This is a genomic window from Bacteroides sp. AN502(2024) (genome assembly GCF_041227145.1).
Classification (GTDB): Bacteria; Bacteroidota; Bacteroidia; order Bacteroidales; family Bacteroidaceae; genus Bacteroides.
The window spans coordinates 3588057-3607377 of the sequence record NZ_JBGFSP010000003.1 but is presented as its reverse complement, the minus strand read 5'-3'; the positions used below and the strand labels follow the sequence as shown (position 1 = coordinate 3607377).

The window sequence follows — 19321 nt, the reverse complement described above, 5'->3', positions numbered from 1 at the left end:
ATTAATGATCAATTAGATATCAACACTTTAGAGTATTTCCTTTCTCAATCAATAACGGTTGTACGAAATCACTTTCTCTTGGGGCTTCCTCCTCTTCTTGCGTTTTTCCTTTGTCGGATAACCAATGACAATATCCAGCAACAAACGTTTGGAAGCCGGAACACCGGCAAGCAGTTTCATCTCTTTCTCATCAAACCAACCCAGAATACAAGAGCCCAGTCCTTCGGCTTCAGCCGCCAAAGCAATATGGGCAGCAACTATTCCAATGTCGATCAATGGGAAATGCTTGTCTTTTACCTTTCCACCAAGCAACGAAGTAATATTGGCAGATTCCTCTACCACCAAAATATGCACGGGAGCCTCTTTGGCAAACTTATTCATTCCCAAACCGGCAGCAGCTTTCCCCGCTTTTTGAGCCAGTTCCTTATCCGTGATGACTACAAACCTCCAAGGCTGTGCATTACAAGCCGAAGGCGCCAAACGGGCAGCTTCAAGTATCCGTTCCAACTTTTCCGGCTCCACCGGACGCTCCTTATCATACGAACGGTCACTCTGACGATCCTGCACCAATTGAAGAAAATCCATCAGATTTGCGATTTTATGTTTTACAAATTACAATCGAAATTCGCTTTCGCGACCACCGACTATTTATACTGAATCATCCGGCTGATATACTTACCGATAATATCGAATTCGATATTAACCACACTGCCGATCTCAAACGTATGGAAGTTTGTATGCTCATACGTATAAGGAATGATAGCTACCTGGAAAGTATCATCTGTCGGATTACATACGGTCAGGCTGACACCGTTCACAGTCACCGAACCTTTGTCCACAGTGATATATCCGCGTTGTGCCATCTCCTTGTCAAACGCATATCGGAATGTAAAATACCAGCTACCTTCCGCATCTTTAATATCGATACAAGTGGCAGTCTGATCCACATGTCCCTGAACGATATGTCCGTCCAGCCGACCGTTCATCATCATGCTACGTTCAACGTTCACCTTATCCCCCACTTTCAGCAGGCCGAGGTTAGAACGTTCCAACGTTTCTTTCATGGCAGTCACCGTATACGTATCATCCGTCAGAGCCACCACCGTCAGGCACACACCATTGTGAGAAATACTCTGGTCGATTTCCAACTCATTCACAAACGAACACTTAAATGTAAAGTGTATATTCTCCTGGTCTTTCACCAGTGCTACCAAAGTAGCATATTCTTCTACGATTCCAGAAAACATAATTCTATTTACTATTTACGATTTTACAATTGAAAGTACTCTCTTCATGCAAGGGTCAAAGATACGAATAAGGAAGCAACTTAGAAAATAAGAGCGAAAATAAGAACAAAAAAAATAGGGCTTTTCACAAAGCCCCATTTTTCAGTTCTCAATAGGTATTAGTTTTTTTTTAAGGTAAAAAGATTGTTTTCAGGATAACGGTGCAAATATAGGCGCTTTTACCGATACTATCCAAATTATAAAACATGTCATATAACATCTTTTTGAAAATTCTTTGGATTTATTATCATTTGAAGCAAAATCTCCTGTAACTTGTCCGCTACAGGAGACAAATATAAGATATTTTTTTAAAGGAGCCCTAATTTCTGTTTAAAAATCCGCAGCAAATCACTTTCCCAGATCATTTTCATCCGTTTTTCCGCCATACCTTAACATTTCCGCATCAATGATTAAGGAGCACCCCATCCCCTGATTCAGTTTATTCTTTCATTCCACGGACAAGACATTGTAAAAAAGAACGGTTATATTCCGATTTAATAAAAAAAATATCCTACTTTTGTAGCCTAAATACAGATAACATTAACCGTTATGACAGATATCAAAAACGAAGAAACAGGTGAAAAGAAGAGCTTGAACTTTATTGAACAGGCTGTAGAGAAAGACTTGAAAGAAGGCAAAAATGATGGAAAGGTACAGACACGTTTCCCACCCGAGCCCAACGGTTACCTTCACATCGGCCATGCCAAAGCTATTTGCCTTGATTTCGGCATCGCAAAAAAACACGGCGGTGTATGTAACCTTCGTTTCGACGACACAAACCCGACCAAGGAAGATGTGGAATATGTAGAAGCCATTAAAGAAGATATCCGATGGCTTGGCTACCAGTGGGGAAATGAATATTATGCTTCCGACTATTTCCAGCAATTATGGGATTTCGCTATCCGCCTGATACAGGAGGGAAAAGCATATATCGATGAACAAAGCTCCGAGCTGATCGCACAGCAGAAAGGGACTCCTACCCAACCGGGAGTGGAAAGCCCTTATCGGAACCGTCCCATCGAAGAGAGCCTCGAACTTTTTAAGAAAATGAATAGCGGTGAGATCGAAGAGGGCGCCATGGTGCTCCGTGCCAAAATTGACATGGCTAATCCGAATATGCACTTCCGCGATCCGATTATTTACCGTGTAGTGAAACATCCGCACCACCGTACGGGCACTACCTGGAAAGCTTATCCGATGTACGACTTCGCTCACGGACAGAGCGACTTCTTCGAAGGAGTGACTCATTCTCTGTGTACACTTGAATTTGTGGTACACCGCCCGCTTTACGACCTCTTCATCGATTGGTTGAAAGAAGGAAAAGACCTGAACGACCACCGTCCCCGTCAGACCGAATTCAACAAACTGAACCTAAGCTACACGCTGATGAGCAAACGTAACTTACTCACGCTGGTGAAAGAAGGGTTGGTAAACGGATGGGACGACCCCCGTATGCCGACTATCTGCGGTTTCCGCCGTCGCGGTTATTCACCGGAGTCCATTCATAAGTTTATTGATAAAATCGGATATACCACCTACGATGCCCTGAACGACATCGCCCTGTTGGAAAGCTCTGTCCGGGAAGATTTGAACAGCCGTGCTACCCGTGTATCCGCAGTGATCAACCCCGTAAAACTGATCATCACCAACTATCCGGAAGGACAGGTTGAAGAACTGGAAGCAATCAACAACCCGGAAGATCCGGAAGCAGGAAGTCACCTCATCGAATTCAGCCGCGAATTGTGGATGGAACGAGAAGACTTCATGGAAGACGCTCCTAAAAAATACTTCCGCATGACACCGGGACAGGAAGTACGCCTCAAAAATGCTTATATCGTGAAATGTACCGGTTGCAAGAAAGATGAAAACGGTGTAATCACAGAAGTATATTGCGAATATGACGCAAATACCCGTAGCGGTATGCCGGATGCCAACCGCAAGGTGAAAGGTACACTCCATTGGGTAAGCTGCAAGCACTGCCTGCAAGCAGAAATACGTTTGTACGACCGTCTGTGGAAAGTAGAAAATCCACGTGACGAACTGGCCGCCATCCGCGAAGCCAAAAAATGCGAAGCACTGGAAGCCATGAAAGAAATCATGAATCCGGACTCATTGAAAATTCTGCCTAACTGCTACATAGAAAAGTTCGCAGCAACCCTGCCTACACTCTCTTACCTGCAGTTCCAACGGATCGGTTACTTTAATATCGATAAAGAATCAACCCCTGAAAAACTAATCTTCAACCGCACAGTAGGGTTGAAAGACACATGGAGCAAGATTAATAAATAACGAAGCTTTCAAGCTTAACTTTTGGGGGGCTGTGTCAAAAGGGTCATCATCAAACTTTTGCAACAGCCCCATCTTAGTAATTAAAAATCCAACAGAAAAATGGGCAGAAAAAATTCACCATCAGCCAAAAAGAAACTAGCTACACTCATCACACACTACGAAGAAGCAAAAGCAGAAAACCGCCAACTTTATCTGGACGCCGATCAATTGGCCGACATCGCCGACTGGTATGCCTTCAGACGAAAATTTGAAGAAGCGCAAGAAGTGATCACGTACGGACTTAAAATACATCCGGGAAATACAGATCTGCTCATCGAACAAGCCTATCTTTATCTGGACACCCAAAAACCGCAAAAAGCAAAGAAAGTGGCAGATTCCATTACCGAAGATTTTGATTCCGAAGTGAAACTGCTGAAAGCCGAACTATTGCTGAATGAAGGGAAACTGGAAGAAGCTCAATGGCTATTAAATACCATAGAGGATGCCGACGAACTGGCAACAATCACTGATGTCGTCTTTCTCTATCTGGACACGGGATATCCGGAAGCGGCCAAAGAATGGATCGACAGGGGAAAATCCCGTTATGCCGAAAATGAAGAATACATGGCTCTCACAGCCGATTATCTGACATCGACCCATCAGATGGAACCGGCCATCACCTATTACAACAAACTCATCGACCAATCTCCGTTCAACCCCTCCTACTGGTTGGGGCTGGTGAGATGCTACTTTATTCAGGAACAAATAGACAAAGCCATCGAAGCCTGTGATTTTGCATTGGCAGCCGACGATCAGTACGGAGAAGCTTACGCTTACAAGGCGCATTGTTTTTTCTATCTGAACAATCCGGATGATGCCATCAAGAATTACCAGAAAGCGATTGAGTTCAAAGCTATCCCCCCCGAATTGGGCTATATGTTTATGGGAATATCCTACGGCAATAAAGAAGAATGGCAGAAAGCCAATGAGTATTACGATAAAGTGATCGCATGTTTTGAAGAAGCAGGAGACAAACTGTCTATTTTATTAATAGACACCTATACCAGCAAAGCTTTCGCCCTGTCCCGTCTGTCAAGGTATGAAGAAGCACATGAATCATGCGAAAAAGCCAAAGAGATAAACCCGAATGAGGGATTGATTTATCTGACAGAGGGGAAACTGTACCTCACAGAAGGACTGGAAGACGAAGCAGCCATCTCTTTCGACAAAGCGATAAAGACCGCCCCTGACATAGAAATGTGGTATATGGTTGCCTCTGCTTATTCGGAAAATGACTATCTGCCCGAAGCGAAAGAATACTTTGAAAAAGTGTATCGGATGAATCCGAAATACGAAGATGTGACGAAGAAATTGAGCGTGCTTAGCCTCATGTATGGTGAAATCGACAACTTCTTCAAATATAACAAAGAATGTGAACAGCCACTGGAAGAAGATACGATCCTGAAACTATTGAATTGCCCCGAACACATGGAGGAAGACAAAAGAATGCTCAAAGAAGTGTGGGAACGTATGAAAAAAGAGAAGAAGAATACGAAAGGAAAAAAATAAACCGATTTATAAATTCTATCCTCAAAAAACATGGAATCAGTAGCAGAACTTCTTAAATGGGTATTGGAAAACTTGAACTATTGGGTAGTCACTCTTTTTATGGCTATTGAAAGTTCTTTTATTCCCTTCCCTTCGGAAGCCGTAGTGCCACCCGCCGCATGGAAAGCTATGGCAGACGACAGTATGAATATCTTTCTTGTTATCCTATTTGCAACTGTAGGAGCAGATATAGGTGCATTGGTCAATTATTACCTGGCCCGCTGGCTGGGTCGCCCTATTATTTATAAATTCGCCAACAGTCGCTTAGGACATATATGCCTTATCGATGAAGAAAAAATACATCATGCAGAAGAATATTTCAGAAAACACGGTGCAACTTCCACTTTCTTTGGTCGCCTCATTCCGGCTGTACGCCAGCTTATCAGTATTCCTGCAGGATTGGCCGGCATGAAAATAGGTTCTTTCCTGCTTTATACCACTCTCGGTGCTGCCATTTGGAACAGCATATTAGCTTTGCTCGGTTACCTGATTTACCGTTTTACAGATCTCAAAACAACGAATGATGTCTATGTTAAGGCAACCGAATACAGTCACGAAATTGGCTATGTCATGATAGCAGTGGTGGTCATTGTCATCGGTTTTCTGGCGTATAAAGGACTGAAAAAAAGAAAATAAGTAGTAAAAGACTCATCACAGACCACAGAGGACGCAGAGAACACAAAGCAAGGACCTAGAGTGACCGGGGTGCCTATTACTATAAACCGGCTATTCCCCGTTAACGTCCTACTTCTTTGTGTATTCTGCGTCCTCTATAGTTTATGTTTTACGGTAGATAGGGACTCATTAGAAATTAAACTGCACTCCTACTCCCAATATCTCCTTAAACTGCACACGAGCACCTTTTGTACCGTCCTTTTGCACAATTTTCACATCATCGTCATACACCAGGTTGGTAGTGAGCGTGGTTGAGAACCATTTATTGATAATCATATTTACCTGTACTTCCCAGTTCACATCTATGTTCTGTGGCTTATGCAGATAATCGGAATAAAGTTCCAAACGTGAATATACCGTCATATTCTTCAAAAATTCATATTTGGCTTCCCCTTTCAAGTTAGCACCGAAGCTGGATAATAGATGTTTGCCCGGATCAACTCCATAAGCTCCCTGATCAGAGAGACGGTCATTGAGTACAAATGTTCCGCGCCACGCAGCCGGAGACAATACAACGGTAAATATCTTACCCGGATCATACGTAAAGCCTAAACCGGTAGTCAAATAGGCAGGAGACATAAATTCGGAGATAGCAACCTCTTTATTGACAGAGTAGTCATATCCCGGAGAAAACTGTGTCTGGAAAGTGGCGAATGCACTGGCATACCAGTTTTTGGCCATAGAATAGCCATAATTCGTATTCAAATAGATCTTATCATTCGCTTTCCGGGTCCCGTCATCACCGGTCTTATTTAATCCATAAGACAGTTCAATACGGTTGTTCCACAGATGCTTTCCTTTCTTATAGTTAATCTGATAAGTGCCCTGCAAATCAAAGGCAACAGAATTATCACCTCCGGAAGCCCAATTAGTCAAACTCACCTGCGTCAGTTTCAGTCCGGCAAATCCTTCTCTTGTCCATGGGGAGGATTGTGTACTATCGGCAGTTTGGGCGGACAAGGTTCCAGCACCCATACACGACAGGGTGATGAATAGAATCGTTATTTTGTTCATGATACTACTTAAAACTCCATCTTACTTTACAGCAGCCAAGGCTTTATCATAATCAGGCTCCTGGGTGATTTCCGGAACAAGTTCCGAATATGCAATTTTACCATCTTTACCAATCACGACTACTGCACGCGCCAGAAGTCCTGCCAACGGTCCATCTGCCATACGCACTCCGTAACTTTCGTCGAAATCAGAGAAGCGGAAATCAGACAATGGAACTACATTTTCAATACCTTCTGTTGTACAAAAACGATTGTGAGCAAAAGGAAGATCCTTAGAAATAGCCAATACCACCGTATTTTCGAGTCTGGCAGCCATCTCATTAAATTTACGTACAGAAGTGGCACATACGCTGGTATCCAAACTAGGGAAAATATTTAAAATCACATTTTTACCATTTAAATCTTTCAGACAAAAAGAAGATAAATCAGTCTTTACCAGCTCAAAATCAGGAGCTACCTTACCTACTTGTATAAATTCACCAACCAGCTTCACCGGTTGTCCTTTGAAATTTGTTGTTGCCATAATGCATCTATATTTAAAATTTACTTTTGCATAGAAAACAACTATTCCCTCAAATATGTTCACGGCATGCTTTCATTTGAGTTGAAAAAGTTTGCATAGAAAGAAAATAAAAAGCTTTCGGCACTTACTTTAGGATTTTTCCTATATTTGCAGGCGATTTACATCAATCAATGAATTAAAAAGAAAGAAAATTATGGCAATGCATACATGGTTTGAGTGCAAAATCCGTTATGAAAAAGTAATGGAAAACGGAATGCAGAAGAAAGTAACTGAACCTTATCTGGTCGACGCACTCAGTTTTACAGAAGCAGAAGCACGGATTATCGAAGAGATGACTCCGTTTATCTCCGGAGAATTTACCGTTTCGGATATCAAACGTGCCAACTATAGCGAGCTTTTCCCCAGTGACGAAGAAAGTGCCGACCGCTGGTTCAAATGCAAACTTATTTTCATCACGCTGGATGAAAAAACCGGTGCTGAAAAAAAGACTTCCACTCAAGTACTGGTACAAGCTGCCGACTTGCGTGACGCAGTCAAGAAACTGGACGAAGGAATGAAAGGAACCATGGCAGATTATCAGATCGGTATGGTATCCGAAACTCCGCTCATGGATGTATATCCTTACAGCGCCGAACCGAATGACAAACCGGAGTTTGATCCGTCAAAAGCATGAGTAATAATGAGTATTGCTGACAATTTAAAGCAAGTGCTGGCCGACCTCCCACAAGGAGTCCGGCTGGTTGCCGTCTCAAAATTCCATCCCAATGAAGCGATAGAAGAAGCATATCAGGCGGGACAGCGTATTTTTGGAGAAAGCAAAGTGCAGGAAATGACAGCTAAATACGAAAGTTTGCCCAAAGACATCGAGTGGCATTTTATCGGACACCTGCAGACGAACAAAATCAAATACATGATACCATACGTAGCGATGATTCATGGAATTGATAGTTACAAACTACTGGCCGAAGTCAACAAACAAGCTGTCAAAGCAGGACGTACTGTGAACTGCCTGTTGCAGATTCACGTTGCACAGGAAGAGACCAAATTCGGTTTCAGCCCCGAAGAATGTAAGGAGATGTTGAACGCCGGAGAATGGAAAGAGCTGACTCATGTGCGCATCTGCGGATTAATGGGTATGGCCAGCAACACCGATTGTACTGAACAAATCAACCGAGAATTCAGTTTATTAAACAGGCTCTTTAACGAGATAAAAACAACTTGGTTCCCCCACTCCGATACTTTCTGTGAGCTATCGATGGGAATGTCACATGACTACTGCGAAGCCATTGCCGCAGGAAGTACGCTGGTACGAGTAGGAAGCAAGATTTTCGGAGAACGAATTTACTGATCATTAAAAACATATTGCTATGACCGATTTAAAAACTACTTTCGCAGGGCTTTCCCTTAGAAACCCTATCATCATCAGTAGCTCGGGACTGACCAACAGTGCCGGCAAAAACAAAAAATTGGCCGAAGATGGTGCCGGTGCGATTGTTCTGAAATCACTGTTTGAAGAACAAATCATGCTGGAAGCAGACCAACTGAAAGATCCGGCTTTCTATCCGGAAGCCAGTGACTACCTTAAAGAATATATCCGGGAGCACAAATTATCCGAATACCTGACTTTAATAAAAGAAAGCAAAAAGGTATGCCCCATTCCCATCATTGCCAGCATCAACTGCTACACTGATTCCGAATGGATTGACTTTGCAAAGAAGATTGAAGAAGCCGGTGCCGATGCATTGGAAATCAATATCCTTGCTCTGCAATCGGAATTGCAATATACATACGGTTCATTCGAACAACGCCACATCGACATTCTCCGTCACATCAAAAAAACGGTCAAGATACCTGTAATCATGAAACTGGGCGATAATCTGACAAATCCCGTTGCATTAATCAATCAGTTATATGCCAACGGTGCATCAGCAGTTGTCCTCTTCAACCGCTTCTATCAACCGGACATCGACATTGAAAAGATGGAGCATATTTCAGGAGAAGTATTCAGCAATGCTTCCGCCCTCGCCACTCCGCTCCGTTGGATCGGAATTTCATCTGCAGTAGTAGACAAGATCGACTATGCCGCTTCCGGTGGCGTTGCCAACGCAAAATCAGTAGTGAAAGCTATTCTTGCCGGTGCTTCAGCCGTGGAAGTTTGCAGTGCAGTCTACCTGAACACCAACGCCTTCATCGGAGAAGCCAACCGCTTCCTCTCTGAATGGATGGAGAGCAAAGGATTCACGAATATAGCTCAATTCAAAGGCAAACTGAACAGTAAAGATGTTCAGGGTATCAATACATTCGAACGTACACAATTCCTGAAATATTTCGGAAAGAAAGAATAAGGGAAAGCATACTGAATCAATAAAGAAACGGTGGACATCTTGTTGCAAATAGCACCATTTGTTCACCGTTTACTTTTAATCACTTATTCATTTATCTCGCTTAGCAGAGCAACCTGCTATAACAGATTGCTTGCCAGTTCACTCAATTCACTTCGTTCACCTTTCAGCAAATTGACATGTGCAAAGATATTCTGATCTTTCATACGGTCAATCATATATACCAATCCATTGGACTGGCTGTCCAGATAAGGTTGGTCGATCTGTTGGATATCTCCCGTAAATACCATCTTCGTACCTTCACCTGCGCGGGTGATGATTGTCTTTATTTCATTCGGGGTCAGATTCTGCGCTTCATCGATAATGCAATACATTTCACTCAAGCTACGCCCACGGATAAATGCCAAGGCTTCAATCACCAGCTGTCCGCTTTTCTGCATATCTTCTATACGCTTCACTTCGGTAGAGTTTGCAGCAAACTGACGTTTTATCACGTTCAGGTTATCAAATAACGGCTGCATATAAGGAGCCACTTTCTCCTGCGCGTCTCCCGGAAGGAAACCGATATCCTTATTGGAAAGTGCCACAATGGGACGTGCCAGCAAGATCTGTTTATAGTCCGTCAATTTGCCCAAAGCAGCAGCCAGAGCCAGCAAAGTCTTACCTGTTCCCGCTTTTCCTGTCAAAGCCACCAGTTTGATTTCCGGGTCATTCAAAATCTCAAAAGCAAAACTCTGTTCCGCATTCCGTGGTTCGATTCCATAATTCCTACCCTTTATCACGCGGATAATGGAATGAGTAAAAGGATTGTAGCGTGCAAGCACACTATTCCGGTCACTCTTCAATACAAAACATTCATTGGGGTGAATCAAATCCTTAAAGTCGAATTCACTCAAATCAATGCCCTCCTTGGAAGAATAAATACGGTCGATCAATGCCGGATCCACATCTTCAAAAATCTCATTAGATTGCTCGAACACATCTACATTCACCACCTTATCCGTAATATAATCCTCGCAAAGCAGACCGATGGAACGGGCTTTCATACGCAGATTCACATCTTTGGTCACCAAGATAGTCATCATGTCCGGATCCTCTTCGGTCAGATATTCGGTTGCCGCCAAAATCAAATGGTCGGGTTTCTTTATAGGAAACGATTCCCATACTTTGGTAGCCGGCACATTGCTCTTCACCACAAACAGACGTCCCAATCCTTCGCCCAGCTTCACCCCGTCGGAGAAAAGCTCATCGCTTGTCAGCACATCCAGCTCGCGCACGAACTCACGAGCATTGAAATTTATCTGCTCGTTTCCTTTTTTGAACTTATCCAGTTCTTCGAGCACAACAAGAGGGAGGTAAATATCATTTTCCTGAAAATTCTTCAAGCAATTGTAGTCGTGAAGAATCACATTTGTGTCCAGCACAAAATTTTTCTTTTTTCCCATGATTTCTTGGAATTAAATGTTGATATTTGCAATCTCATTCGTCAATCCTTCATTTATTGTCTGATTAACGGTTTTAAAGATAAACAAATTAGCGGGCAATAAAAACCGACCGATGTTAAATATTATAAAATATGAACTATCAAGACACTATAAAGTACTTATATGAGAGTGCCCCCATGTTTCAACAAGTAGGAGGCAAAGCATATAAGCCGGGGTTAGCAACCACACACCAATTGGACGAACATTTCGGACATCCTCATCAACAGTTCAAAACGATACATATCGCCGGAACCAACGGAAAAGGTTCCTGTTCGCATACTATCGCAGCCGTATTACAGTGCGCCGGTTACCGAGTAGGTCTATTCACCTCCCCTCATCTAATCGACTTCCGCGAACGTATCCGTATCAACGGAGAAATGATACCGGAAGAGTATGTAGTCCACTTCGTAGAAAAACACCGCTCTTTCTTCGAACCGCTCCATCCTTCGTTTTTTGAGCTGACTACCGCCATGGCATTCCGCTATTTTGCAGATCAGAAAGTAGATGTAGCCGTTATCGAAGTAGGAATGGGCGGGCGTTTGGATTGCACCAACATCATTCATCCCGATCTATGTATCATTACCAATATCAGCTTCGACCACATGCAATATTTGGGAGATACCCTGACAAAAATAGCTAAAGAAAAAGCTGGAATTATCAAAGAAGGAGTCCCCGTAGTCATCGGCAGAGCCAACGGCAGTGTAAAAAGGGTATTCACAATGAAAGCCAAAGAAAAGCAAGTCCCCATTCTATATGCTCAAACACAGACTCCGCATATTTACATAGAATGGATCTCTTATTCGATGCTTCAAAAAGAGAGAACAGACTTAGCACAAATGGTACATGACGCATCCATATCACCCGAACACCCGGATCCCATGAGCAGCATACAAGCTATGGACAAAATACTCGACAAAAGAAAAGATGCTATCAAAATCAGACTTTCGGCGATTGATACCGGATTTTTCATGGAGTTAAACGGCTATTACCAATTCGAGAATTGTCGCACCATCATGGCTGCCCTCACAGAACTGAGAAAATTAGGTTACAAGATCCAACGCAAAGACTGTCTCAATGGCTTTTCCGATGTATGCAGACTCACCGGCCTGATGGGACGTTGGCAGAAAGTTTACAGTCATCCGGATATTATTTGTGACACAGGACATAACGTGGATGGAATCAAATATATCTGTAAACAACTTGATTTTATTCACCAAAATCTCAATCGGAATATTCACATTATATTCGGAATGGTGAACGACAAAGATATCAGCGGCGTCCTGCAGATCTTACCCAGAAATGCTACCTATTATTTTACCAAAGCAAGTGTGAAACGTGCACTTCCGGAAAACGAACTACTGGCCTTAGCGGAGAAAGCCGGATTGAAAGGCACCACCTACCCCACTGTTGTAGAAGCGGTACAGGCGGCAAAAAAGAACTGCCCCCCCAAAGATCTGATCTTTGTAGGAGGCAGCAGTTTCATTGTAGCAGATTTATTAGCGAACCGCGATACACTCGATCTCTACTAACGCATCCTTCGGCAACGCTTTTACGGCAACCGCCGAACGTGCCGGAAAGGCTCCGTCAAAATACGTGGCATACACACCGTTCATCCCTGCAAACAGAGACATATCCTGAAGAAATACAGTAGTTTTGACAATGTTTCCCATTGTCAATCCTGCTTCTTCAAGAATGTGTTTGATATTTTCCAATGACTGACGCGCCTGTCCTTCTATGCCTTCCGCCATCTGTCCCGTAGCGGCATCAATAGGCAACTGACCGGATACAAATACCATACCATTGGCTTCTATTGCCTGACTATAAGGGCCGATAGCCCCCGGAGCTTTCTCACTGCAAATTACTTTTTTCATATCTATTTTCTTTTTCTGTTTATCAGGTTTCAAAGATACAACTAATTTACTGAATAATATGTTTATAGCCAACAAAAAAGCTCTTGGCTATAGAAAACCAGGATTACAAGAATCCTGTCCCATATCCAACTACTGCTATATTATACCCAATAGCATCAATATTTATCAGCGCCATCCGCTGATATCATACAGAAGGAGACCATGCCGCCACTATCCCCAAGAAGGCATGTTACGTGAACTTAGCGCATTTTTCGAGCACACGGATTTCAGTATTGAAGAGCTGAAAAGCGTTTTATCATCTGAATATAAGCAAGTTAACGAACAGACACCTATTTCCTCCCCACCTGCTTCCCTTCCTTTCAAAAGGACAAAAGGACAAAAGGACATATGGTACTATGGAAAATTCCAATGCCGATGACGAAACCTATTGGGTTACGAGCACAGCCGACTGTTACACTCATCCATGCCGCCTCTGCCTACCCGTCCACTAAAATAATCTGTACATTATTCGTAATTTCGTGCAAGAATTGCCCGACAGTTTCACAACAGATGAAGCGATTCGGATTGGCGCAAAATAAGATTTCAATCATCGCAAGGTGACACGCCCGCAAAAATCGCCTAACAAACTACAAATCAATAAAATATACTACAATTCTTATACCAAGATAAAAAATGATAGTACCATATGTCCTTTTTGTCCTTTTGTCCTTTTGAAGCCTCCCCAAAAACATAGGGAGGTTTGAAAAAAACATCTCAATAATTGAAATCAAACATTGAGATATTTCAATACAAATCTCCTAATGTTTTTTCTGTGCGTCACTACGCGTCATGCAGCTTTCACGGATTCGGATAAAGAGCCGCTTCCTGCCATTGGTGGAGATGATAATCTGATATGAATACCTACATATCTTCCATCGAAAAAAGCCTGCTCTCTATCTCATATTTAAACAAGACTTTTTTCCGTAATTCCTCTACTTTGAGTGCGAACAATTCCGGCTTGAAATTTTTGGATTGTCTTTTCACCTCTGCCACCAGAGCTTTTTTCTCTTCCGCATATAGTCCGACAATATCTATTTCATCCTGATCTCTATTATTCTTGCCTTGCCACCAAGAACCTATATCTGCAAATTCCTTACTTTCCATCATCTGTTGACGGAAATACATTTCCAAAACCCAACCGGAGAAAGTCGGATAATCCTTTTTTATAATATCAGTCAAACGTTCAAAATTCTGTATCTCTATGTAATTTTGATACTTGATAAAATACCGAAACCAGAAACGTAGAAACATATCCGACACTTCATAACGGACGGTCTGGGAACCCTCTTTTGAGAGTATAGGCCGTTTCTTCTCTACCAGATCATAATCTTCTTCCAATCTCTTCAATTGTCCGCCCAGACTCATACCACCCATAACCGTTTCCATTTCCGGTAGAGTATTCTTTCCATTGGAGATTGCTGATAAGATAGAAAAGTAATTACCGTATTTTTTTCCGAACTCCTGTATCAGCAAAGCCTGTCCTTCAGTCAGAAAGGATGAATCGGGTTGCAACATGAAATCGACCATGCTTTCCATACTCGTACATCCATTATCCATAAACTGCTCGATATACTTCGGAACACCACCGGTAAAAGCATAGAGTGCCAACAAGTCATCTTTAGTATAGTCAGCCTTATGATCCGACATAATTTCTTTTAATACGGAAGTAGTAAAAGGAGCTAACTTCATTATACTGTCAGCACGGCCATACAGCGGTTCTTTTGAATCCCTGAAGATTTTATTCATAAGAGTATAAACCGAACCACTCACAATAAGATTGACATGGCTCTGTTTCCTTAGCCGATCCCAAGCATCCTGCATCAAGCTGTAAATCTCTTGATTTATGTAATAGAACTCCTGAAATTCGTCTATAATCAGGTTGTATTCCATCCGTGTTCCCAAATCCATTAAGAAGCGAAACATTTCTGCAAAGTGGGTAAATTCCGGTACATAAATATGAAGTGCCTGCCGAATCTCAGAAGTAAAGCGTGAACAAAGATCAGCTTCATTGCTTCGGCTGACAAACAAGTACACCGTAGGAGTGTCCTCGCAACTCTTGAATATAAGACTGGTCTTGCCGATACGTCGCCGACCGGTAAGCACAGTCATTTGGGAATGTACAGAAAAAGATACTCGGCGAACCCTTTCCAATGATGCTAACTCTTTTTCTCTATTGTAGAATTTCATATCCTTATCTTTTTATATTCGATTTCACTGTTGTAAAGTTTACCATAGCAAATTTTACCACCGTAAACTTTACAACCGACAACAAAGTTACCGATTTTTTTTTTGTATTGCAGATGATTTCTGCAAAGAATTTGAAGCCGAGATGGCAAAAAAAGCACTTCAATTCCTACCGCCCTGTTTTGACAGTCGCAAGGAGGGAGTATGTGAATATATAAAAAAACTACGGGAGCCTGCACTTTCGTCGACTCCCGTAGTTCTTTTTGATCTTTATATCATTTATACTCCCGGCTTTCCCAAGTAATAGGTAATCAGCCGTACTTCTCTCACAGAAAACACCTTGGTCTTCGGATGAAAGTCCGTGAACAGTACCTCATCCATCTTACCACACATACAGACCAGCGTCTCACTGGTATTTAGATATCGGTGAAGGGTAACTACTGTTCCACCTGTGCTGCCAGATTCCATATATTACTTCACGATAGCTTCCTTGATACAGTCAACGATATAACGAACGTCTTCATCCGTCACATAAGGACCTGCAGGCAGACACATCCCAACCTTGAATATTGCTTCCGACACCCCGTTCACATAAGCCGGAGCATCGCTATACACCGGCTGCTTATGCATCGGCTTCCATACAGGACGAGCCTCTATCTTTTTTGAAAGCATAAATACACGCAACGCTTCCACATTATTGTTAGGCTGACAATCTGTAGTCGGACAATCCACTGCATGGATCACTCCGGCAGCACCACCTACAGCAGTTGTTATAACCTCTTTATAGGCATTTTCCTGACTCTTAATCTTCAGATTCTCATCAAGCGTAACAGTGCAAAGCCAATAGTTTGAATCATAATCGGCATTGGGAGCCTCATGCAAAGTAACCCCATCCACGTCCTTCAGCAACCTCTTGTAAAGAGACTGTACGTGCTTATGATGATCGATATGCTCGTTCAAGACACTCATCTGACCACGACCGATACCGGCACAGATATTAGACATACGATAGTTGTAACCGATTGCCGTATGCTGATAATAAGGATAAGCATCGCGAGCCTGTGTCGCATACCACATGATATTGTTCTTGCTTTCGGCATCACGGCAGATAAGAGCACCACCACCCGAAGTCGTTATCATCTTGTTGCCATTGAATGACAACACACCCCACTTGCCAAATGTGCCAAGTACCTGACCTTTCCAACGGGAGCCACACCCCTCTGCTGCATCCTCAACAACAGGAATTCCATATTTATTGGCAATCGCCATAATCCTGTCACAGTCGTATGGCATACCATACAGCGCCACGGGCACAATAGCCTTCGGATATTTGCCGGTCTTCGCCTTACGATCGAGAATGGCCTTCTCCAACAATTCCGGATCCATGTTCCATGAATGAGGTTCAGAATCAATGAATACAGGAGTTGCGCCAAGATAGGTTATCGGATGTGAAGAAGCACAGAACGTAAAACTCTGTACACATACCTCATCACCTTTGCCTACACTGCATGCCAGCAACGCCAAATGTACGGCAGCCGTACCGGCAGACAATGCAACAACTTCACGAGGAGTTTCCGAGCCATCCGAATTCTTCGATACAAATGATTTCAAGTCGTCCTCAAAACCATTCACATTCGGACCAAGCGGCACTACCCAATTGGTATCAAATGCTTCCTTCACGTATTTCTGTTCCAGACCTGACTCACTCATGTGGGCAAGGCAGAGATAAATTGTTTTTCTTTCTTCCATAATATGTTATGTATTTTGAAAATCGTATCGGTTAAACTTCTTCACCGGCAAACTTCACTTTAAATCCGAGGACAGTCGCGAAGATCATCTCGATATCTTTGATAAAACTGTAGTGATGGAGGTAATAGCGGTTAATGCGTACTTTGTCGGGGAAGATAATCTCATCGTTATATCGCTGTGGATCAGACTGCCGCGCGAGCAGTTCTTCCTCGTTGCGGTATTTGAGCGAAGCCGGTCCAGTGATGCCGGGGCGAAGGCGAAGCACTTCACGGTCATCGCCAGTGAGGTTGTCGGCATAGCCTGGTACATCGGGTCGCGGCCCGACAAAACTCATGTCGCCGACAAGCACATTCCACAGCTCGGGCAACTCATCAAGCTTGTAGCGGCGCAACTTTGCACCAAGCAGCGTTATGCGACTCTCGCCAGCCACCGACACCGAGCTACCGCCATGACCGACAGTCATCGACCGAAACTTGTACATCGTGAACAGCCGACCGCCGCGCCCAACGCGCTTCTGCTTGAAAATTACCGGACCACCCGGCATCTTCACGCGGATTAGAACCGCCACAACAGCTAACACTGGCCACAGGACCAACAGCCCGACTGTCGCCATCAGCCTGTCAAAAACGAATTTCATGCACATAGTCCTTTTATGTAATAAACAATTGAAATACAGTTGATTATGGGGGGGGGGGGGGAGATTTTTATTCGGAATACCAACCGAAATGAACGAAGCAGGCACTGATTTATTTACGAATGTACATGCTCCAATAATGGAATCTTCGCCTATCTCGATGTTTTGTCGTGCAATGATACTTGCACGCATTCCGATGTAGGCACCTTGTTTTATTACTATTGCATTATGTCCTTGTTTTCTTCCGTGGCAAGCGAAATAGACACCGTATGAGATTGTCACATTATCCTCAATCACAATCTTATCATAGCACATATCATCAAGGTAGCACTTCATTCCAATGAAAACAGACTTTCCTATTTTATAACCACACATTCGATAAAATAGAACTCGGAGACCATTGAATGGGATATTCGGAATAAGCACCGCAGAAAAAAATTTTCTTATCGGCTTAGCAACAATCGTAAAAACAGAGTATTTCCAGTAATATGGGATTATACCACTCCCTCTAAATCTCTTACGGTAGATAAGTCTATAAACTATTTCGGTTATTGTCATGCGTTATATTTTTACAAATGGTGTTTCGATAATACCCGAAAGAGAACCCCACCCGTAAGAGAGATGCAAAACAAAAAAAGTTTTGAAAAGATTTATAAATCTTAGTTTTTGTTTTTTGGCAATATCCAAACTGACAGCAGAGATGACGATAGTGTAACCGAGCAGGGAGAAAACAGCAAGCCATATCATCGGAGTCCAAAATAGTGCGGCAACCACCGGCAATATTAGGGAAAGGATAAACACCAATGGAATAAAATGTCGAAGGCTCAGCGACTTAAACTGTCGTGTGTACCACACGGTGAGGATATTCCATTTACCGTTACCATAGTTGTTCTTGGCAAGTTTGCTGTATGTTTCGCGAGCATAATAGGTCGAATATGTATCGGGAATAATCACTATTTTGCCGCCTCCCCGATGAATACGCTTATTAAATTCAATGTCCTGATTGCGGACCAGCCTTTCATCAAAGCGACCAAAGCGTTCAAATACAGAACGTTTCCAACACCCGAATGGTACAGTATCAACTTCCTTTACTTCCGAGATTCCGGTTCGGAATGTCGAATTTCCAACACCGAGAGGATGCGCCAACACTGCTCTTATTGCCAATGACCTTGGGGTTTTATTCAGTACATCAGTTTTACATACCGCACCAATATTGTCAGCTTCATATTTGTCAATTCCACTAACTAATGCGGAAAAATAGTTATCAGCATACGAGGCATGTGCATCAAGACGCATAATAATGTCACCGCATGATGCCTCGATTGCTTTGTTAAGTGCCGGAGGAACAATACGGTCGGGATTGTCAATGAGACGAATCCAAGGGTATTTTGCCATGTATGCGGCAACAATCTCGCGCGTACGGTCGGTACTCATCCCGTCGGCAAAAATTACCTCCAAGTCATCCTTGGGGTAATCCTGCGCCAAAATCGACTCAATACATGCCCCGATATACTTTTCCTCGTTATATATCGGACAAATTACGGATAGCATTGCTCTATTTTGTAAGTTTAGTTCTTATTGAAAGTATGTATCTCCTAACACGACCTTGGCAACAGACAGGCAATTCCAACGTAATGCCTTTTTA

The 19321-nt window shown here is 42.9% G+C and carries 18 protein-coding genes and 1 pseudogene; 8 read left to right on the top strand and 11 right to left on the bottom strand.

The features are described 5' to 3' along the window. Positions 1-48 precede the first annotated feature (48 nt). Together AB9N12_RS14200 and AB9N12_RS14195 are read right to left on the bottom strand one after the other, a co-directional pair. The gene (locus tag AB9N12_RS14200) at positions 49-585 is read right to left on the bottom strand and encodes a nitroreductase family protein (RefSeq protein WP_369892668.1); all 537 of its coding nucleotides are present in this window, start codon (positions 583-585) and stop codon (positions 49-51) included. Between the two features lie 59 nt (positions 586-644). After that, the gene (locus AB9N12_RS14195; protein ID WP_369892667.1) at positions 645-1247 is read right to left on the bottom strand and encodes a riboflavin synthase; all 603 of its coding nucleotides are present in this window, start codon (positions 1245-1247) and stop codon (positions 645-647) included. A 588-nt stretch (positions 1248-1835) separates the two neighbouring features. Here AB9N12_RS14195 and AB9N12_RS14190 point away from each other — a divergent pair. The 3 genes from AB9N12_RS14190 (at position 1836) to AB9N12_RS14180 (ending at position 5798) form a co-directional block, all read left to right on the top strand. Beyond that, positions 1836-3575, top strand: coding sequence for a glutamine--tRNA ligase/YqeY domain fusion protein (locus AB9N12_RS14190; RefSeq protein ID WP_369892666.1), 1740 nt, complete (start codon positions 1836-1838; stop codon positions 3573-3575). Positions 3576-3674: 99 nt separating this feature from the next. Continuing rightward, complete coding sequence (locus AB9N12_RS14185; protein ID WP_369892665.1) at positions 3675-5123, top strand: tetratricopeptide repeat protein; 1449 nt, start codon at positions 3675-3677, stop codon at positions 5121-5123. Between the two features lie 30 nt (positions 5124-5153). Then, the gene (locus AB9N12_RS14180; protein ID WP_369892664.1) at positions 5154-5798 is read left to right on the top strand and encodes a DedA family protein; all 645 of its coding nucleotides are present in this window, start codon (positions 5154-5156) and stop codon (positions 5796-5798) included. A 168-nt stretch (positions 5799-5966) separates the two neighbouring features. Here the strand turns inward: AB9N12_RS14180 and AB9N12_RS14175 are convergent, their stop codons facing one another. Further along, complete coding sequence (locus tag AB9N12_RS14175; RefSeq protein ID WP_369892663.1) at positions 5967-6851, bottom strand: DUF3078 domain-containing protein; 885 nt, start codon at positions 6849-6851, stop codon at positions 5967-5969. 21 nt (positions 6852-6872) lie between these two features. Then, the gene (gene tpx, locus AB9N12_RS14170) at positions 6873-7373 is read right to left on the bottom strand and encodes a thiol peroxidase (protein ID WP_369892661.1); all 501 of its coding nucleotides are present in this window, start codon (positions 7371-7373) and stop codon (positions 6873-6875) included. 193 nt (positions 7374-7566) lie between these two features. On the opposite strand from tpx, the gene AB9N12_RS14165 reads away from it, so the two are divergent. From AB9N12_RS14165 to AB9N12_RS14155, 3 genes are read left to right on the top strand one after another with little or no spacing between them, the layout of a single operon-like run. Further along, positions 7567-8046, top strand: a complete 480-nt coding sequence (locus AB9N12_RS14165) for a DUF4494 domain-containing protein (protein ID WP_369892660.1) — start codon at positions 7567-7569, stop codon at positions 8044-8046. 6 nt (positions 8047-8052) lie between these two features. Further along, complete coding sequence (locus AB9N12_RS14160; RefSeq protein WP_369892659.1) at positions 8053-8721, top strand: YggS family pyridoxal phosphate-dependent enzyme; 669 nt, start codon at positions 8053-8055, stop codon at positions 8719-8721. 19 nt (positions 8722-8740) lie between these two features. Further along, positions 8741-9718, top strand: coding sequence for a dihydroorotate dehydrogenase-like protein (locus tag AB9N12_RS14155; protein WP_369892658.1), 978 nt, complete (start codon positions 8741-8743; stop codon positions 9716-9718). 116 nt (positions 9719-9834) lie between these two features. Here the strand turns inward: AB9N12_RS14155 and AB9N12_RS14150 are convergent, their stop codons facing one another. Further along, a complete protein-coding gene (locus AB9N12_RS14150; protein WP_369892657.1) occupies positions 9835-11160 on the bottom strand; it encodes a PhoH family protein in 1326 nt (441 codons plus the stop codon). 131 nt (positions 11161-11291) lie between these two features. Here AB9N12_RS14150 and AB9N12_RS14145 point away from each other — a divergent pair, with 131 nt between their 5' ends. Beyond that, positions 11292-12728, top strand: coding sequence for a folylpolyglutamate synthase/dihydrofolate synthase family protein (locus AB9N12_RS14145; RefSeq protein WP_369892656.1), 1437 nt, complete (start codon positions 11292-11294; stop codon positions 12726-12728). Here AB9N12_RS14145 and AB9N12_RS14140 read toward each other — a convergent pair. Beyond that, entirely contained in the window at positions 12696-13070 is a 375-nt protein-coding gene (locus AB9N12_RS14140; protein ID WP_004327226.1) for a RidA family protein, read from the bottom strand. The two genes, AB9N12_RS14145 and AB9N12_RS14140, sit on opposite strands and share 33 nt — an antisense overlap. 433 nt (positions 13071-13503) lie before the next feature. On the opposite strand from AB9N12_RS14140, the pseudogene AB9N12_RS14135 reads away from it, so the two are divergent. After that, a pseudogene (locus AB9N12_RS14135) lies at positions 13504-13738 on the top strand (virulence protein E); the annotation flags it as partial. A gap of 232 nt (positions 13739-13970) precedes the next feature. Here the strand turns inward: AB9N12_RS14135 and AB9N12_RS14130 are convergent. From AB9N12_RS14130 to AB9N12_RS14110, 5 genes are all read right to left on the bottom strand, one after another. Then, a complete protein-coding gene (locus AB9N12_RS14130; protein ID WP_369892655.1) occupies positions 13971-15296 on the bottom strand; it encodes an ATP-binding protein in 1326 nt (441 codons plus the stop codon). A 276-nt stretch (positions 15297-15572) separates the two neighbouring features. Then, a complete protein-coding gene (locus tag AB9N12_RS14125) occupies positions 15573-15761 on the bottom strand; it encodes a DUF6016 domain-containing protein (protein WP_369892654.1) in 189 nt (62 codons plus the stop codon). A gap of 3 nt (positions 15762-15764) precedes the next feature. Further along, complete coding sequence (locus AB9N12_RS14120; RefSeq protein ID WP_369892653.1) at positions 15765-17042, bottom strand: DegT/DnrJ/EryC1/StrS family aminotransferase; 1278 nt, start codon at positions 17040-17042, stop codon at positions 15765-15767. 31 nt (positions 17043-17073) lie between these two features. Next, a complete protein-coding gene (locus AB9N12_RS14115; protein ID WP_369892897.1) occupies positions 17074-17685 on the bottom strand; it encodes a sugar transferase in 612 nt (203 codons plus the stop codon). Positions 17686-18237: 552 nt separating this feature from the next. Then, a complete protein-coding gene (locus tag AB9N12_RS14110) occupies positions 18238-19227 on the bottom strand; it encodes a glycosyltransferase family 2 protein (protein WP_369892652.1) in 990 nt (329 codons plus the stop codon). Positions 19228-19321 lie beyond the last annotated feature (94 nt).

Coding starts and splice junctions, on each gene's coding strand:
- AB9N12_RS14200 (WP_369892668.1), bottom strand. CDS start 585: ATGGATTTTCTTCAATTGGTGCAGGATCGTCAGAGTGACCGTTCGTAT.
- AB9N12_RS14195 (WP_369892667.1), bottom strand. CDS start 1,247: ATGTTTTCTGGAATCGTAGAAGAATATGCTACTTTGGTAGCACTGGTG.
- AB9N12_RS14190 (WP_369892666.1), top strand. CDS start 1,836: ATGACAGATATCAAAAACGAAGAAACAGGTGAAAAGAAGAGCTTGAAC.
- AB9N12_RS14185 (WP_369892665.1), top strand. CDS start 3,675: ATGGGCAGAAAAAATTCACCATCAGCCAAAAAGAAACTAGCTACACTC.
- AB9N12_RS14180 (WP_369892664.1), top strand. CDS start 5,154: ATGGAATCAGTAGCAGAACTTCTTAAATGGGTATTGGAAAACTTGAAC.
- AB9N12_RS14175 (WP_369892663.1), bottom strand. CDS start 6,851: ATGAACAAAATAACGATTCTATTCATCACCCTGTCGTGTATGGGTGCT.
- tpx (WP_369892661.1), bottom strand. CDS start 7,373: ATGGCAACAACAAATTTCAAAGGACAACCGGTGAAGCTGGTTGGTGAA.
- AB9N12_RS14165 (WP_369892660.1), top strand. CDS start 7,567: ATGGCAATGCATACATGGTTTGAGTGCAAAATCCGTTATGAAAAAGTA.
- AB9N12_RS14160 (WP_369892659.1), top strand. CDS start 8,053: ATGAGTATTGCTGACAATTTAAAGCAAGTGCTGGCCGACCTCCCACAA.
- AB9N12_RS14155 (WP_369892658.1), top strand. CDS start 8,741: ATGACCGATTTAAAAACTACTTTCGCAGGGCTTTCCCTTAGAAACCCT.
- AB9N12_RS14150 (WP_369892657.1), bottom strand. CDS start 11,160: ATGGGAAAAAAGAAAAATTTTGTGCTGGACACAAATGTGATTCTTCAC.
- AB9N12_RS14145 (WP_369892656.1), top strand. CDS start 11,292: ATGAACTATCAAGACACTATAAAGTACTTATATGAGAGTGCCCCCATG.
- AB9N12_RS14140 (WP_004327226.1), bottom strand. CDS start 13,070: ATGAAAAAAGTAATTTGCAGTGAGAAAGCTCCGGGGGCTATCGGCCCT.
- AB9N12_RS14130 (WP_369892655.1), bottom strand. CDS start 15,296: ATGAAATTCTACAATAGAGAAAAAGAGTTAGCATCATTGGAAAGGGTT.
- AB9N12_RS14125 (WP_369892654.1), bottom strand. CDS start 15,761: ATGGAATCTGGCAGCACAGGTGGAACAGTAGTTACCCTTCACCGATAT.
- AB9N12_RS14120 (WP_369892653.1), bottom strand. CDS start 17,042: ATGGAAGAAAGAAAAACAATTTATCTCTGCCTTGCCCACATGAGTGAG.
- AB9N12_RS14115 (WP_369892897.1), bottom strand. CDS start 17,685: ATGTGCATGAAATTCGTTTTTGACAGGCTGATGGCGACAGTCGGGCTG.
- AB9N12_RS14110 (WP_369892652.1), bottom strand. CDS start 19,227: ATGCTATCCGTAATTTGTCCGATATATAACGAGGAAAAGTATATCGGG.